General features: G+C 58.5%; 13 protein-coding genes. 3 read left to right on the forward strand and 10 right to left on the reverse strand.

Going from position 1 to position 13,293, the window contains the following annotated elements; translation table 11 throughout:
* Positions 1 to 18: 18 nt before the first annotated feature.
* Complete coding sequence (locus IOD40_RS02875; RefSeq protein ID WP_210336768.1) at positions 19 to 435, forward strand: SpoIIAA family protein; 417 nt, start codon at positions 19 to 21, stop codon at positions 433 to 435.
* Here IOD40_RS02875 and IOD40_RS02880 read toward each other — a convergent pair whose 3' ends face one another.
* Genes IOD40_RS02880 through IOD40_RS02900 form a run of 5 tightly spaced genes read right to left on the reverse strand, consistent with a single transcriptional unit; the run spans position 436 to position 5,230 of the window.
* Positions 436 to 1,563: an ATP-dependent DNA helicase gene (locus IOD40_RS02880; protein ID WP_198474061.1), complete on the reverse strand. Its 1,128-nt coding sequence runs from the start codon at positions 1,561 to 1,563 to the stop codon at positions 436 to 438. It lies immediately after the preceding gene.
* Between the two features lie 55 nt (positions 1,564 to 1,618).
* Positions 1,619 to 2,116: a globin family protein gene (locus IOD40_RS02885; RefSeq protein WP_198474063.1), complete on the reverse strand. Its 498-nt coding sequence runs from the start codon at positions 2,114 to 2,116 to the stop codon at positions 1,619 to 1,621.
* Between the two features lie 42 nt (positions 2,117 to 2,158).
* Positions 2,159 to 2,755, reverse strand: a complete 597-nt coding sequence (locus IOD40_RS02890) for a LysE family translocator (protein ID WP_198474076.1) — start codon at positions 2,753 to 2,755, stop codon at positions 2,159 to 2,161.
* A gap of 58 nt (positions 2,756 to 2,813) precedes the next feature.
* Entirely contained in the window at positions 2,814 to 3,392 is a 579-nt protein-coding gene (gene ilvN / locus IOD40_RS02895; protein ID WP_198474083.1) for an acetolactate synthase small subunit, read from the reverse strand.
* A 47-nt stretch (positions 3,393 to 3,439) separates the two neighbouring features.
* Positions 3,440 to 5,230, reverse strand: a complete 1,791-nt coding sequence (locus tag IOD40_RS02900) for an acetolactate synthase 3 large subunit (protein WP_198474085.1) — start codon at positions 5,228 to 5,230, stop codon at positions 3,440 to 3,442.
* Between the two features lie 326 nt (positions 5,231 to 5,556).
* Between IOD40_RS02900 and IOD40_RS02905 the strand changes: the two genes are divergently transcribed.
* A complete protein-coding gene (locus IOD40_RS02905; RefSeq protein ID WP_198474087.1) occupies positions 5,557 to 7,395 on the forward strand; it encodes an ATP-binding protein in 1,839 nt (612 codons plus the stop codon).
* 9 nt (positions 7,396 to 7,404) lie between these two features.
* Here IOD40_RS02905 and miaA read toward each other — a convergent pair whose 3' ends face one another.
* Entirely contained in the window at positions 7,405 to 8,334 is a 930-nt protein-coding gene (gene miaA, locus IOD40_RS02910; RefSeq protein WP_198474263.1) for a tRNA (adenosine(37)-N6)-dimethylallyltransferase MiaA, read from the reverse strand.
* Between miaA and serB the strand changes: the two genes are divergently transcribed.
* Positions 8,333 to 9,220: a phosphoserine phosphatase SerB gene (gene serB / locus IOD40_RS02915; RefSeq protein WP_198474089.1), complete on the forward strand. Its 888-nt coding sequence runs from the start codon at positions 8,333 to 8,335 to the stop codon at positions 9,218 to 9,220. The two genes, miaA and serB, sit on opposite strands and share 2 nt — an antisense overlap.
* Positions 9,221 to 9,269: 49 nt before the next feature.
* Here serB and IOD40_RS02920 read toward each other — a convergent pair whose 3' ends face one another.
* The 4 genes from IOD40_RS02920 to hflK form a co-directional block, all read right to left on the reverse strand.
* A complete protein-coding gene (locus IOD40_RS02920; RefSeq protein ID WP_198474091.1) occupies positions 9,270 to 10,805 on the reverse strand; it encodes a Do family serine endopeptidase in 1,536 nt (511 codons plus the stop codon).
* A 128-nt stretch (positions 10,806 to 10,933) separates the two neighbouring features.
* Positions 10,934 to 11,119, reverse strand: coding sequence for a DUF2065 domain-containing protein (locus IOD40_RS02925; protein ID WP_198474093.1), 186 nt, complete (start codon positions 11,117 to 11,119; stop codon positions 10,934 to 10,936).
* Positions 11,116 to 12,063, reverse strand: coding sequence for a protease modulator HflC (hflC, locus tag IOD40_RS02930; protein ID WP_198474095.1), 948 nt, complete (start codon positions 12,061 to 12,063; stop codon positions 11,116 to 11,118). Before hflC ends, IOD40_RS02925 begins: the two co-directional genes overlap by 4 nt.
* Complete coding sequence (gene hflK / locus IOD40_RS02935; protein WP_198474097.1) at positions 12,063 to 13,157, reverse strand: FtsH protease activity modulator HflK; 1,095 nt, start codon at positions 13,155 to 13,157, stop codon at positions 12,063 to 12,065. Before hflK ends, hflC begins: the two co-directional genes overlap by 1 nt.
* Between the last annotated feature and the right edge of the window lie 136 nt (positions 13,158 to 13,293).

Genomic DNA, 13,293 nt, shown 5'->3' on the forward strand with positions numbered 1-13,293 from the left:
GCTGGATGCTTATGCCGAATGGAGAACGGATTGCTTCCATTGGATCGGATTCCAGCCGTAAAGCGAGTCGGAACGAGCTCTCTGACTGTATTCTCGCTTGAAATTTCAGGTGAGTTCAATGCTGCCGACGCGGAGAATATGTGCGGCCTCCTTGCTGGGGCGTACACATTAAAGAACCGCATCAACCTGCTGGTTCGCATCAACGGGTTGAAAAGTTTCGATACCACGGGCCTTGCCGCTGAGACTGCCAGTCAGCTCAGGCGCGACGCCAGCCAGCACGTTGAGCGATGCGCGCTTGTCGATGACGGCGGCGAGGCCGCGAGCTATGTTGCAGCCTTGTTGGGATCTGACCTCGAAGTGCGAACATTCGCCGGCACCGAAGAAGACCAGGCGTGGGCCTATGTGGGTGCCGTCGAAGTCGCAGGAAAAGTCTGATCAGCGAACGATCGTCAGCCGTTCCGCCGCACGGGTAATGGCAGTGTAGAGCCATCGCTGGCGCGTATCCCGGAACGCATAGCTCTCGTCAAAGAGTACGACTTCGTTCCACTGAGAACCCTGCGCCTTGTGGACCGTCAGCGCGTAGCCATAGTCGAAATCATCAAATCGCTTCTTCTGCTGCCATGAGATTTCCTCATCCGGGTTCTCAAAAGCAGCTTTCAGCAGCTTGATCTTCGCCACGCCCCGGTCAGGATCATCCTCTTCCGGAGAAACCAGCAGATTGATACCCGGCTTTACCGTCTCACGAGATGAGGTCATGACCTTCCAAAGCGAGCCGTTCAACAGCCCCTTGGCGGGATCGTTACGCAAACACACCAGCTTGTCGCCGGCTTGCGGATAGGACGCGTCAAAGCCCTTCAATTCACGAAGCCGCTGGTTGTAACGTCGACGGGTGCGGTTCGTCCCGACCAGAACTTGATCTGCCGACAGCACAAGGTCCTGATCGACCTCATTGCGGCCGATCACGCGTGCGTCGCCATAGTCACCGTATTCGATCTCTCGTCCCTCACGGACATCGAGCGCCAAACGGATGATCGGGTTATCTTGCGCCTGCCGGTGAATTTCGGTGAGGAGGTGATCCGGCTCGTGTTCCGTGAAAAACCCGCCGCCGCTGATTGGCGGCAGCTGGGCTGGGTCCCCGAGCACGAGAATTGGCGTGCCAAACGTCATCAAATCGCGACCAAGCTGCTCATCGACCATCGAACATTCGTCGACGACGATCAGCTTTGCCTTCGCGACCGGGCTCTGGCGGTTAAGCGAAAAGGTCGGCGCAATGGAGGTCTTGCCGGTGGTCTCGTCCTCCACTGTCTCCTCGCCTCGAGGGCGATAGATCAGCGAATGGAGGGTCCGGGCATTATTCGCGCCCTTGGAGCGGAGAACCTGGGCTGCCTTCCCAGTGAACGCTGCGAACTGGACCGAGCCGTCGACATGTTCCGCAAAGTGACGGGCGAGCGTGGTCTTTCCCGTGCCGGCATAGCCGAACAGTCGGAAAATTGGCTTGCCACCTTCCTTCAGCCAGCGATCAACTGCCTTGAGCGCCGCATCCTGTTGAGGAGAAAACTGCATATGGTCTCAGTGGGGGATTCGGCGCGTGGAAACAAGGCCCCCGTCCCTTCCAGGGTCAGTTGGCCGCATTTGGGTTCTTTGTATAGCCGGGTCCGATCGTCAGCGGTTGATCAGGCACGAAGGATCCATCCAACTGGCTGCTGAACTGCATATGGTGCGTCCAGATCGTGATCTTTTCTTCACGGTCTAGGATCCTGATCGTAACTTCGTAGGGTCGGTGCGCCTCAACCCCATGGACCGTGGGTGAGCGCATCGAGAAGCGCGACATTTCCGGGCCTCCCATCCGTTGCCTGACCACATGGTCTGGGCCACCCGCCGGATCCTGAAACGTTGCAACAATCACGCTTCCAGTCGGGAGAGGACGCTGCACTATCGCGGTGAAGCCGTAATACATATCGGCCACCCTGTAATTGATGATGAAACCGCCACCCAGGACACGCAGATAAGGGGTTTCGTTAGGGTCTCGGCGCGTGAGCCACCCAACCGCGAACAAAAGCGCCAGCACAATGCATGCGGCCGCAACCACCCGCGCAACGGAGAGACGCTCCAACATCACCGTAAATTAGCACAGTGAAAAACGAGCGTCGATTTCCTGCTATCGAAGCATTGGCCAAAGGCTTGCCGCCAAGGCCAGGCCCATCGCGATGTTGAACCATTTAAGCCGCGTTGCGTCTGCGAGAAAGCTGCGAAGCGCGACGCCAAACGCAGCCCATGACGAGACGCAGGGAAGATTCACGACCGCGAACGCAACCGAGACAAGAACGACCGAAAGGAACGGCGATTCCGGCGAGGAATAAACGGCGATCCCGGTTAACGCCATCACCCAGGCCTTGGGATTGATCCACTGGAATGCCGCCGCCTCAAGCAGCGTCATGGGCCGCGTCGAGGCTGAGGCACCATCACCCAGGCTGCGCGTCGAGGCGATCCGCCAAGCGAGATAGAGCAGATAAACACCACCTGCGACCTGCAACGCCAGATGTAATGCCGGAAATGCCGTCAAAGCTGCACCGAGACCTAAACCGACCCCAAGGAGCAACGTGAGAAAGCCAACGCCAATACCCAACATATGCGGGATCGTGCGACGGAAGCCGAAATTGACCCCCGACGCCATCAGCATGAGATTGTTTGGACCGGGCGTGATCGACGTGACGAACGCGAAGACGAACAGTCCGAAAAACGCCTCGAATGTCATCTTGCACACCCCGGCGAGGGAGAAGTCATCTTCTCCCTCCAACTTTGCTCAGCAGCGCTTAGCGCTCCATACCCTGCGGACCACGGTTCATCGCTGCAACGCCGGTGCGGCACACCTCGATCAGACCCAGCGGCTGCATGATCGATATGAACTGATCGATCTTCGATGTTTTGCCGGTGATCTCGAAGATGAAGTGCTCGGTGGTTGCGTCCGCGACCTTGGCCTTGAAGGCGTCGGCGAGGCGAAGAGCCTCGACCCGAGACTCACCTTTTCCCGCGACTTTGATCAAGGCCAGTTCCCGCTCTAGCGGGTGATCCTGACCGATATGGCGGGCGCTCACGGTCAGATCAGTCACCTTGTGAACGGGGACGATCCGTTCCAGCTGGCTCTTGATCTGCTCGAGAACGTGCGGCGTGCCACTTGTCACGATGGTGATGCGTGACAGATGCTTTTCGTGCTCGGTTTCCGTGACGGTGAGGCTGTCGATATTATAGCCACGGCCGGAAAAAAGTCCGATCACGCGAGCGAGCACACCCGGTTCATTGCTGACGAGGACTGCGAGTGTGTGGCGCTCAGCCACGGCAGTCTCTTTAGCCATGAAGTATGCAGAACCAGTAGGTTGCAGTTGGGCGTTCATGTCAATTCTCTTCCTTGAATTGCTTCTGGCTAGCGCCGTGGCACGTCTTAAACCAGTTGACGACCCGCTGCGTCGATTGCGTTCGCGACCGCTTCGTCGGTGGCCTCATCCGGCAAAAGCATCTCGTTGTGCGCCTTGCCTGACGGGATCATCGGGAAGCAGTTGGTGAGATTTGCCACACGGCAGTCGAACAGAACCGGCTTCTTGACGTCGATCATTTCCTCGATCGCTGCGTCGAGATCAGCGGGCTTGTCACAACGAATGCCGTGAGCGCCAAACGCCTGTGCCATCAACACGAAGTCCGGCATTGCTTCTGTATAGGAGTGGGACAGCCGGTTGCCGTGCAGCAATTGCTGCCACTGGCGCACCATGCCCATATACTGATTATTCAAGATGAAGATCTTGATCGGCGCGCTGTACTGCACCGCCGTCGCCATCTCCTGCATGGTCATCTGCACCGATGCATCGCCTGCAATATCGATGACAAGCGCGTCGGGATGCGCGATTTGCACGCCCAGCGCCGCCGGCAGGCCATAACCCATCGTGCCAAGGCCCCCCGAGGTCATCCAGCGGTTCGGCTTTTCGAAGCCGTAATACTGCGCCGCCCACATCTGGTGCTGCCCAACTTCAGTCGTGATGTAGGTATCGCGGGTCTTGGTGAGTTCATAGAGACGTTCGATCGCGTATTGCGGCATGATGACATCGTCATTGGGCTTGAACGCAAGCGAGTTGCGAGCGCGCCAGCGATCGATCTGCTCCCACCACGGCTTCAGGTTCGCGGCGTTCGTCTTCACCGTCGCGCGCCACAGGCGGACCATGTCCTCAAGCACGAGGCCGACATCGCCAAGGATACCGACATCCACATGAACGTTTTTGTTCAGCGAGGACGGATCGATGTCGACGTGGATCTTGCGTGAGTTGGGCGAGAACGCGTCGAGGCGGCCCGTGATACGGTCATCAAAACGGGCGCCAAGGCACAGCATGACGTCGCAATCATGCATCGCCATGTTGGCTTCATAGGTGCCGTGCATACCCAGCATGCCCAGCCAATTCTTGCCAGAAGCCGGATATGCTCCCAGACCCATCAGCGTCGAGGTAATCGGAGCACCGGTCAGGTCGACCAGTTCACGCAGAAGCTGGCTCGCTTCCGGCCCGGCATTGATGATGCCGCCACCCGAATAGATGATCGGTCGCTTGGCATTCGCCATCAGCGAAACAGCCTGGCGGATCGCCTCCATATCGCCCTGAACCTTGGGCGTATAGCTCGTTCGACGGACTTCCTGTTTCGGCGTGTAGATGCCCTTGGCGAACTGGACGTCCTTGGGAATATCAACGACGACCGGGCCAGGCCTTCCCGTGGTTGCGACGTGGAACGCCTCGTGAATGACTGCAGCCAGATCGTTCACGTCTTTCACCAGCCAGTTGTGCTTGGTGCACGGGCGGGTGATGCCGACCGTATCGCATTCCTGAAACGCATCGGAGCCGATCAGAGACGTCGGGACCTGGCCAGTGATGCAGACCAACGGAATGGAATCCATCAACGCGTCCTGCAGAGCGGTGACGACGTTCGTTGCGCCAGGCCCGGAGGTGACGAGGACAACGCCCGCCCTGCCCGTCGAGCGGGCGTAGCCTTCGGCAGCATGGCCAGCACCTTGCTCGTGGCGAACGAGGATGTGTTCGATATCCTCTTGCTGGAAAAGCTCATCGTAGATTGGCAGGACGGCGCCGCCAGGATAACCGAAGATGTGCTTCACGCCGTTGTCGTTCAGCGCCTGAACCACAATCTCCGCACCGGTCATTTCGCGTCTTCCGGCTTCGTTTCCTGCATTGGTGTTCATCAGTCTCTTCCCGTCCTGTGTCCGCTGTCTGGCTGTCGTTTATCGATGTTCCGGGCAATAAAAAAGGCCCCTTTGAGGAGCCTCGTTTCTTCGCGCATGGGGTGCTGTCGCCCGGCGGCTACGCCGCCCTGCCCATACGCGTTCTTACTACTACAAGAATGTTGCGCTTGATCATGGTGCGGACCATAAGGACCGTTTTGCAGCGGTGTCAACAGAAAACGTACCTTTTTGGGTGATCCCGCTTTAACTCGCGATCAACCATCGCCCCAAACCCCACCTTAACTTCGGCTTGCGTAGCATCGTCACACAATGGGGGTTCGTGACAGATGTTTGTCGAGCGTAGCCACGGTGGTGAATTAACGAGCCAGGAGCGTCGCAACGACGCGCAATCCGATGCCCGCATCATTGGAAGAGTTGGCCAATGCGATGGCTCGCGTGCGGTTCTGGTGGCAACTACCAGTGGCGAAGCAGATCCGAGCATCGCAATGTGGACGGTTGGCCGACTGGTCTCCATCAACCTCGGCTCCATCCGAACAGTCGGGTTAATTTACCAGATTGACGCAACGGTCGGGGATTGGGAGGCAACCACAAACATCCCAATCAAGATCCACGTCGAACTAGTCGGTGAAGTGAGAGATCAGAGCGGCGGTCCGGCGATCTTCGACCGCGGCGTCACAGTCTATCCGCACATCGGAGCTATCGCGCACTGCATCAGGCAGAGCGACCTGGAAGCGATTTACGACCTCGGCGGGCAAAAAGCCGCCCGGATTGGTCACCTCACTCAAGAAGAGACGATTGACGCGAGGGTGGCAATCGAGACCACGCTGAGCCGGCATTTTGCCGTAGTCGGCACCACAGGCGTTGGTAAGTCGACCGCAGTCTCCCTGCTCATCCGAAAAGCAATTCAGTCACAGCCAGATCTTCGCGTCCTCATTCTCGACCCTCACAACGAATTTTCAGCGGCTTTTCCCGATCAATCGGTGCGGATCGATACAAAAACGCTGGATCTCCCCTTTTGGCTATTCCAGCTCGAGGAACTTGTCGAAGTCCTCTACCGGGGACGCGAACCCGTTGCCGAAGAAGTGGACATGCTCCGCGAGCTCATTCCACTGGCGAAGCAAGCGTATCGAAGCCCGCAGCATTCCATCGTGAAGCGCTATGGAGAGACGATAGGGATTGGTCCGGATACCCCTGTGCCCTATCGAATGGCCGACGTAATCCGGATGATCGAAGATCGGGTCGGTCAACTCGAGACGAAGAACGACAGACCCGTCTATCGTTCGTTGCGGGCGCGCATCGAAAGCGCTGTGGCCGATCCGCGTTACCGCTTCATGTTTGCGCCGAAGATGGTCGATGACAGCATCCACGAAACGATCGGCCGTATCTTCCGCATCCCGCATTTGGGACGTCCAGTCACATGCCTTGAGCTCGCCGGCCTTCCATCGGAAGTGATCAACTCCGTATGTTCGGTTCTTGCGCGGCTTGCATTTGATGTGACCATAAACAGCCGGGGTAGGCTGAAGCTTCTCGTGCTGTGTGAGGAGGCGCATCGTTATATGCCAGCCGATCCGCGGCTCGGCTTTGCTCCAACGCGCCACGCCCTTGCGCGCATCGCAAAGGAGGGCAGAAAATACGGCTGCTACCTTGGCGTCGTAACACAGCGCCCGGCCGAGCTTGATCCGACGGTGCTATCGCAATGCTCCACCGTATTTGCGATGCGTCTTGCAAACGAGGCTGATCAGGAGATTGTGCGCGCCGCGATCGCGGACAGCTCCGCCTCCATTCTCACTTTCCTGTCTTCGCTTGGACAACGGGAAGCCATCGCTTTCGGCGAGGGTGTCGCGACAACCATGCGCATGAAGTTTGACAGATTGGTCCCTGACGAACTCCCGTCGACAACGACGGTCGATCCGAACTCTCAGATTTCCAGCAATGATGAACTCGCCCTGCACCATCTGGTTCAGAACATGCGTGACATGGCCCGACCACAGTCAAGCTCGGATATGAACGAGGTGACGAGCTTCGATTCATCCTCGCCAACAAGCGCTGCCTATGCACCTTTTGGTGCTCCGCGCTTTGGAACATCCGGCTTGGCGTCGGATACGACAGAGCAAAGGCGCAGCCGTCACTTTGAAGATGATCCGCTCAAGCGCCTATACGAATAGAAAGCCAGCTCATTTCCGGATCAGGTGTGCGTCGGCAACACGCATCCAGCTCTCGTCCAGTTGAGTCCGGAACCATGTGGACTGCCGCTTCGCGTATTGTCGGGTCATCGTTTTCGCAAGTTCCACCGCATCCGCCATCGAAAGCTCGCCGCGGCGCACCTGAAGCAACTCCCTCAAACCAATTGCCTTCATGGCTGGTAACGCCGGATCGAGATCTAGCTTTGCTATCTGATCCACCTCATCCATGGCACCTGCCTTGATCATGATATCGAAGCGATCGCCTATCCGCTCCGCTAGCCATGCCCGATCAGGCGTGAGCACGATCTTACGAGCACCTGGAGCATGGACAATCGGTTGGCCTCGTTGTCCCTGCCACCATGAGATCGGTTTTCCGGAGGCTTCCTCCACCTCGAGAGCGCGAACGATCCGCTGCCCGTCAGTCACCCTTATCGCCTCAGCCGCAATGGGATCGCGGGTCTGAAGGATATTGTGCAGCTTAGCGGCACCTTCTGCCTGCAAAGCATCTCGCCAGCGCTGTCGTATCGCTGGATCTACTTCAGGCATGGACGACAGCCCCTCGGTAAGAGCACGGAAATAAAGTCCCGTGCCACCAACGAAGATAATCGTCTTGTCCTGCAGTTCGGCGTTTCGAACCAGGTTGCTAACCGCGCGAGCCCATTCGCCTGTCGAATACGCAATGGCTGGAGATACCGTACCATAGAGCCGGTGAGGAACTCTGCTCTCATCTTCCGCGCTCGGGCGTGCGGTGAGGTGATGAAGGACTGAGTAAACCTGCATGGAATCGGTGTTGACGATTACGCCGTCCTGCTGAAGAGCAAGGCGAATGGCCAGCGCTGACTTGCCGCTTGCGGTGGGGCCAGCTATCAGGATCGCGTTCTTCAATGGCTCCAGCGGAGCCGCAGTTCCGGATTCATCCATGTCTCTTGTTGCCACGCTAATCGCCAACCCTGCACGCCCCGTACTCGTCGCCTCCATGGCTGATAAGGCCTCAGGTGCGTTAGGCGCAAGCCGCATAGACTGGCTCGCACAAGACGTAGCCGCCGACTTCTACCTGCCCCACGGTATTGATGCAGGCGAAGCTCGAGGCCTTGCGGAGGCAGCAATCGGCGACGCACCCATCGACATCGTGATCCAGAAAGTCGAGGGCCGCCGCAAGAAGCTTCTCATCGCCGACATGGATTCTACCATGATCGATCAGGAGTGCATTGACGAGCTTGCAGACGAGGTCGGCCTCAAGGAGCATGTAGCTGACATTACCGCTCGTTCCATGAATGGCGAACTCGCCTTCGAGCCTGCGCTGCGCGAGCGTGTGGCCCTGCTGGCAGGCCTGGAGACATCGGTGATCTCACAGATCATCGAAAGCCGTCTGACTTTGGCCTCAGGCGGTCCTGCGCTTGTAGCCACCATGAACGCTGCTGGTGCCTATACCGCGCTGGTATCAGGCGGTTTTCTTTCGTTCACGGGGCCGATTGCCGAAAAACTCGGCTTCAAGGAAAACAGAGGCAATACTCTGCTGGAACAGGACGGGAAGTTGCTCGGCACCGTAGCCGACCCGATTCTCGGGCGTGAAGCCAAGGCAATCGCGCTTCGCGAAATTTGCCAGAAACTGGGCATCTCGATCGAGGACGCCATTGCAGTAGGCGACGGAGCGAATGACCTGGATATGCTTCAGCTGGCTGGAGCTGGCGTTGCGCTTCATGCCAAGCCCGCAGTCGCAGCCCAAGCCCGCATCCGGGTGGATCATGGCGACCTGACGGCGCTTCTTTATATGCAAGGATATCGCCGCGACGAGTTCGCGGTGTAGGCACACCAGAGCAATGCGCGCCGGTTTAAACAGCGGCGCGCACCTTCCGTCAGTCCATTCGGATCGTGACGAAACGAAGCTCGCCATTGGGCGACGACAACATCAAGAGCGCGTTCCGGCGCCCCTGGGACTTCAGTTCGGCAACCCGATCGCTAACCTCCTGCGGGGAGGTAACTGCTTCCTGGCCTATTTCTGTGATGACGGTTCCTGGTGTGATCCCCGATTCCGCAGCAATAGATCCGTCTGAAACAGCGGTGATCACGACGCCGGATATGCCTTCAGCGATTTCGAATTCTTCGCGTCTGGCGTCGTCCAGCTCCGCAACCGTCATTCCCAGAACTTCTGTGGTTGCTGCCGGTTCTTCGACGCTGGTATCCGATTCAGATCCGGCCGCCTGATCCTGACTTTCCATCCGGCCCAGTGTCACCTTGATCGTGACCTCTTCGCCCTTGCGGAAGACAAGAACGTCAACGGCCTTGCCAACCGGGCTTTCAGCAACGATGCGTGGCAGGTCGCGCATGGCACGGATTTCCTTGCCATCGAAGCGGAGGATCACGTCGCCGGGAACGATCGATCCGTCATCGACAGGCCCTCCCTTGATAATGCCGGCGACCAAAGCGCCGCTCGCCTTATCAAGGCCTATGCTTTCCGCAACCTCGTCGGTCACCGGCTGGATGCGAACACCCAACCAACCCCGACGCGTTTCCCCATACTCACGCAGTTGAGTGATCACGCTCACCGCAAGCTGCGAGGGGATCGAGAACCCGATGCCGATTGAGCCGCCGGTCGGCGAAATGATCGCGGTGTTGATGCCGATAACCTTGCCGTGCATATCGAACAGCGGCCCACCCGAATTGCCGCGGTTGATCGCAGCGTCCGTCTGGATGAAGTCGTCATAGGGACCGGAATTGATGTCGCGGCCGCGCGCGGAAACGATACCGATCGAGACCGAACCACCGAGGCCGAACGGGTTGCCGATGGCCATGACCCAATCGCCAATGCGGATAGACGACGAATCGCCAAATTCCACCTGCTTCAATTCCCGCAAGGATGGATCCACCTTCAGCACCGCAAGATCCGTCTGCGGATCCGTGCCGACGAGCTCAGCTTTCAGCTTGCCACCGTCGGCGAAATTGACCTCGATTTCATCGGCATCAGCAATCACATGATTGTTGGTGATCACGATGCCTTCCTTGGCATCTATGACGAAGCCGGACCCAAGCGATTGCACGCGGCGGCCGCTCCGCTGGTTGTCGCGGCGCTGGTTGAAGAATTCGTCAAAAAACTCTTCAAAAGGCGAGCCCTCCGGCAACCCTGGCTGTTGTTGACCGGGAGGCGCCCGGCGAACCGGTTGCCCATTTTGAGTGGTAGAAATATTCACGACAGCGTCGAGCAGACCCTCGGCGAGGTCTGCCACCGATTGAGGCCCGTGGACTGGCGCGCTTGTCGGTGGCGGTGCAACCTCCTGAGCATTTGCCGTCGGCGCATAGAACGAGCCTCCGGAAACCAGCATCAAAAGCGCCAGCGCGCTCCCGGCAGAACGCGTTGACCATTTCGATGCATGAAGCGGGGTCTTTGTAAGCATTCTACCGATCTCCGGAAATGTTGGAGGCGCAAAGCCTCACACGGATGATGACAAACAATGCGGCACGTTTGCGACCACTGCCGGTGCAAATCAGTCACATACTCATGTAGCTGCGTGATCAGGACGCGTCAGCCGCGCACCAACCAGACGATCGCAACGCCAAGAGCAATGGAGACAAGTCCCGCGACGCGCATCGCCTGTTCAGGCATGGAAAGCGCTTCGGCGGCCAGCCGCTTCGCCAATTGCGGCAGGCCGCCATAGAGCACGCCCTCGATCACGAGGACGAGCCCAATAGCTACAATGAGATCACTCACTCCGTAGCGCCGGTCGTGACACCACCGGTCGGTGCGGGCGTAGTTGCGCCCGGTGCATCAGCCTGGTCACCAAGTGCGCTGCCGAAGTACCGGAAGAACTCCGAATCCGGCGACAGCACCATGGTCGTGCCAGTACCCTCTAGTGCCTTCGTGTAGGCAGCCATCGAGCGATAGAACTCGAAGAAGCCTGGATCACGCTGGAAAGCGTCGGCGAAGATCGCGTTCCGCTCGGCTTCACCCTCACCGCGGAGAATTTCAGATTCGCGACGCGCGTCCGCCACGATCTCCACTACCTCACGGTCCGCACGAGCACGGATACGCTGGGCAGCTTCGCGACCACGAGCGCGCAGGCGCTCCGCCTCGGCCAGACGCTCCGCACGCATACGCTCGTACGTCTGCTGCGAAACTTCCTGGGTCAGGTCAGTACGGCGGATACGAACGTCGACGATCTCGAGACCGAGAGACGTCGCGTCCGGACGCAGCTGATCGCGCACTTCACGCATCATTGATGAGCGCTCTTCCGAAAGAGCGGCTTCAAAGCCACGCAGACCGTAGACGCGACGAAGGGCAGCATCAAGACGGGTGCGAAGGCGCTGCTCAGCGAGCGGCACACTACCGGACACGGCCAGACGGAACCGGCGTGGGTCGGAAATGCGGTAGGCGATGAAGGCATCGACTTCATAGAAGCGACCGCCAGAAACCTGAACGCGGATATCATCGAGATCGAAGCGCAAGACGCGGTCTTCGATCAGCTGGACATTGTCCGCTTCCATGAACGACAGCGGCAACTTGAAATAGATGCCCGGCTCGGACTTCACATCCACGATTTCACCGAAGCGAAGGACGATCGCCTGCTGACGCTCATTCACGACGTAAATCGATGACCACAGCAGGAAGATAAGGACTGCACCAATGACAGCAATGATTGGAAAACGGTTTGCCATCAGTTGTTACCTCCCTGCTGGTTCGCACGCAGTTCCGGCAACGGCAGATATGGTATTACGCCCTGTCCATTGCCCTGACCGACGATGACCTTGTTCGAACCCTGGAGAACATTTTCCATGGTTTCGAGGAACAAGCGCCGGCGGGTGACGTCAGGTGCCTTGGCGTATTCGTCATAGACCGAGATGAAGCGCTGTGCCTCACCTTCCGCTTCCTGGACTACTCTGGTCTTGTAGGCGGCAGCTTCTTCGCGAACTTGCGCTGCTTCACCGCGAGCGCGACCGAGCTGCTGGTTCGAGTACTGGTTTGATTCTTCCACGAATCGATCTTCGTCCTGCTCGGCGCGCTGCACTTCCTCAAACGCGTCGGCAACTTCGCGTGGCGGTGCGGCATCCTCGATCGAGATAGCCGTGATCGCCAAGCCTGCCTTGTACCCGTCAATCGTCGACTGAATGATATCACGGACGTCCTCAGCGATGCCCTGGCGGTCGTCGCGGAAAATATCCTGTGCAGGCCGGCGGCCCACTACTTCACGCATGGCGCTTTCCGCGACCTGGCGCAGAGTCGCGTCAGGATCATTGACGCGGAAGAGGTACTCCATCGGATTCGCTACCTGATAGGCAACCGAGAAGCGGACATCTACGATGTTCTGGTCGCCCGAGAGCATCAGACCAGAGGCACCGCCACCGCGCGTGTCGCCAATATTGATCAGGCGTTCGGCAACGGTCGCCTTCTCAACGGTCTCGATCGGCCACCAGTGGAAGTGAAGTCCCGGCTCGGAAACTTCGTCCTTCGGCTTACCGAAACGGAGCTCAACAGCAAGTTCATCCGGCTGAACCGTATAGATCGCCTGGAAAAACCACAGAACGAGCAGCACAAGGCCGATCAGTCCGAACATGGCAGGATTGGCACCGCCACCGCCGGGCAATGCCCGTTTCAGACGATCTTGACCGCGGCGGATGATGTCTTCGAGATCTGGTGGGTTACCGCCAGGACCGCTGGGACCACGCGGCCCCTGTCCCCAAGGCCCCCCTCCTCCGCCACCGCCGCCGCCGCCCCATGGGCCGCCGCCGCCGTTCTGATTGCTCCAGGGCATGAATTTCCTCTTTCTAGGATGTCGTGTCTTTAGATCGCGACGTGCGGGGAACTACACCCGCTTGTTGCCATTGTATCGGGTTATAGGGACGTGAACCGCTGCTTTCAATGCAAAGCAGGCCCATTCGCGTCTGCCG

Origin of the sequence: Aquamicrobium zhengzhouense (assembly GCF_016124105.1) — a bacterium.
GTDB classification, from domain to species: Bacteria; Pseudomonadota; Alphaproteobacteria; order Rhizobiales; family Rhizobiaceae; genus Aerobium; species Aerobium zhengzhouense.

Coding starts and splice junctions, on each gene's coding strand:
- IOD40_RS02905 (WP_198474087.1), top strand. CDS start 5,557: ATGTTTGTCGAGCGTAGCCACGGTGGTGAATTAACGAGCCAGGAGCGT.
- IOD40_RS02875 (WP_210336768.1), top strand. CDS start 19: ATGGAGAACGGATTGCTTCCATTGGATCGGATTCCAGCCGTAAAGCGA.
- IOD40_RS02880 (WP_198474061.1), bottom strand. CDS start 1,563: ATGCAGTTTTCTCCTCAACAGGATGCGGCGCTCAAGGCAGTTGATCGC.
- hflK (WP_198474097.1), bottom strand. CDS start 13,157: ATGCCCTGGAGCAATCAGAACGGCGGCGGCGGCCCATGGGGCGGCGGC.
- hflC (WP_198474095.1), bottom strand. CDS start 12,063: ATGGCAAACCGTTTTCCAATCATTGCTGTCATTGGTGCAGTCCTTATC.
- miaA (WP_198474263.1), bottom strand. CDS start 8,334: ATGGATGAATCCGGAACTGCGGCTCCGCTGGAGCCATTGAAGAACGCG.
- IOD40_RS02900 (WP_198474085.1), bottom strand. CDS start 5,230: ATGAACACCAATGCAGGAAACGAAGCCGGAAGACGCGAAATGACCGGT.
- IOD40_RS02890 (WP_198474076.1), bottom strand. CDS start 2,755: ATGACATTCGAGGCGTTTTTCGGACTGTTCGTCTTCGCGTTCGTCACG.
- IOD40_RS02920 (WP_198474091.1), bottom strand. CDS start 10,805: ATGCTTACAAAGACCCCGCTTCATGCATCGAAATGGTCAACGCGTTCT.
- serB (WP_198474089.1), top strand. CDS start 8,333: ATGTCTCTTGTTGCCACGCTAATCGCCAACCCTGCACGCCCCGTACTC.
- IOD40_RS02885 (WP_198474063.1), bottom strand. CDS start 2,116: ATGTTGGAGCGTCTCTCCGTTGCGCGGGTGGTTGCGGCCGCATGCATT.
- ilvN (WP_198474083.1), bottom strand. CDS start 3,392: ATGAACGCCCAACTGCAACCTACTGGTTCTGCATACTTCATGGCTAAA.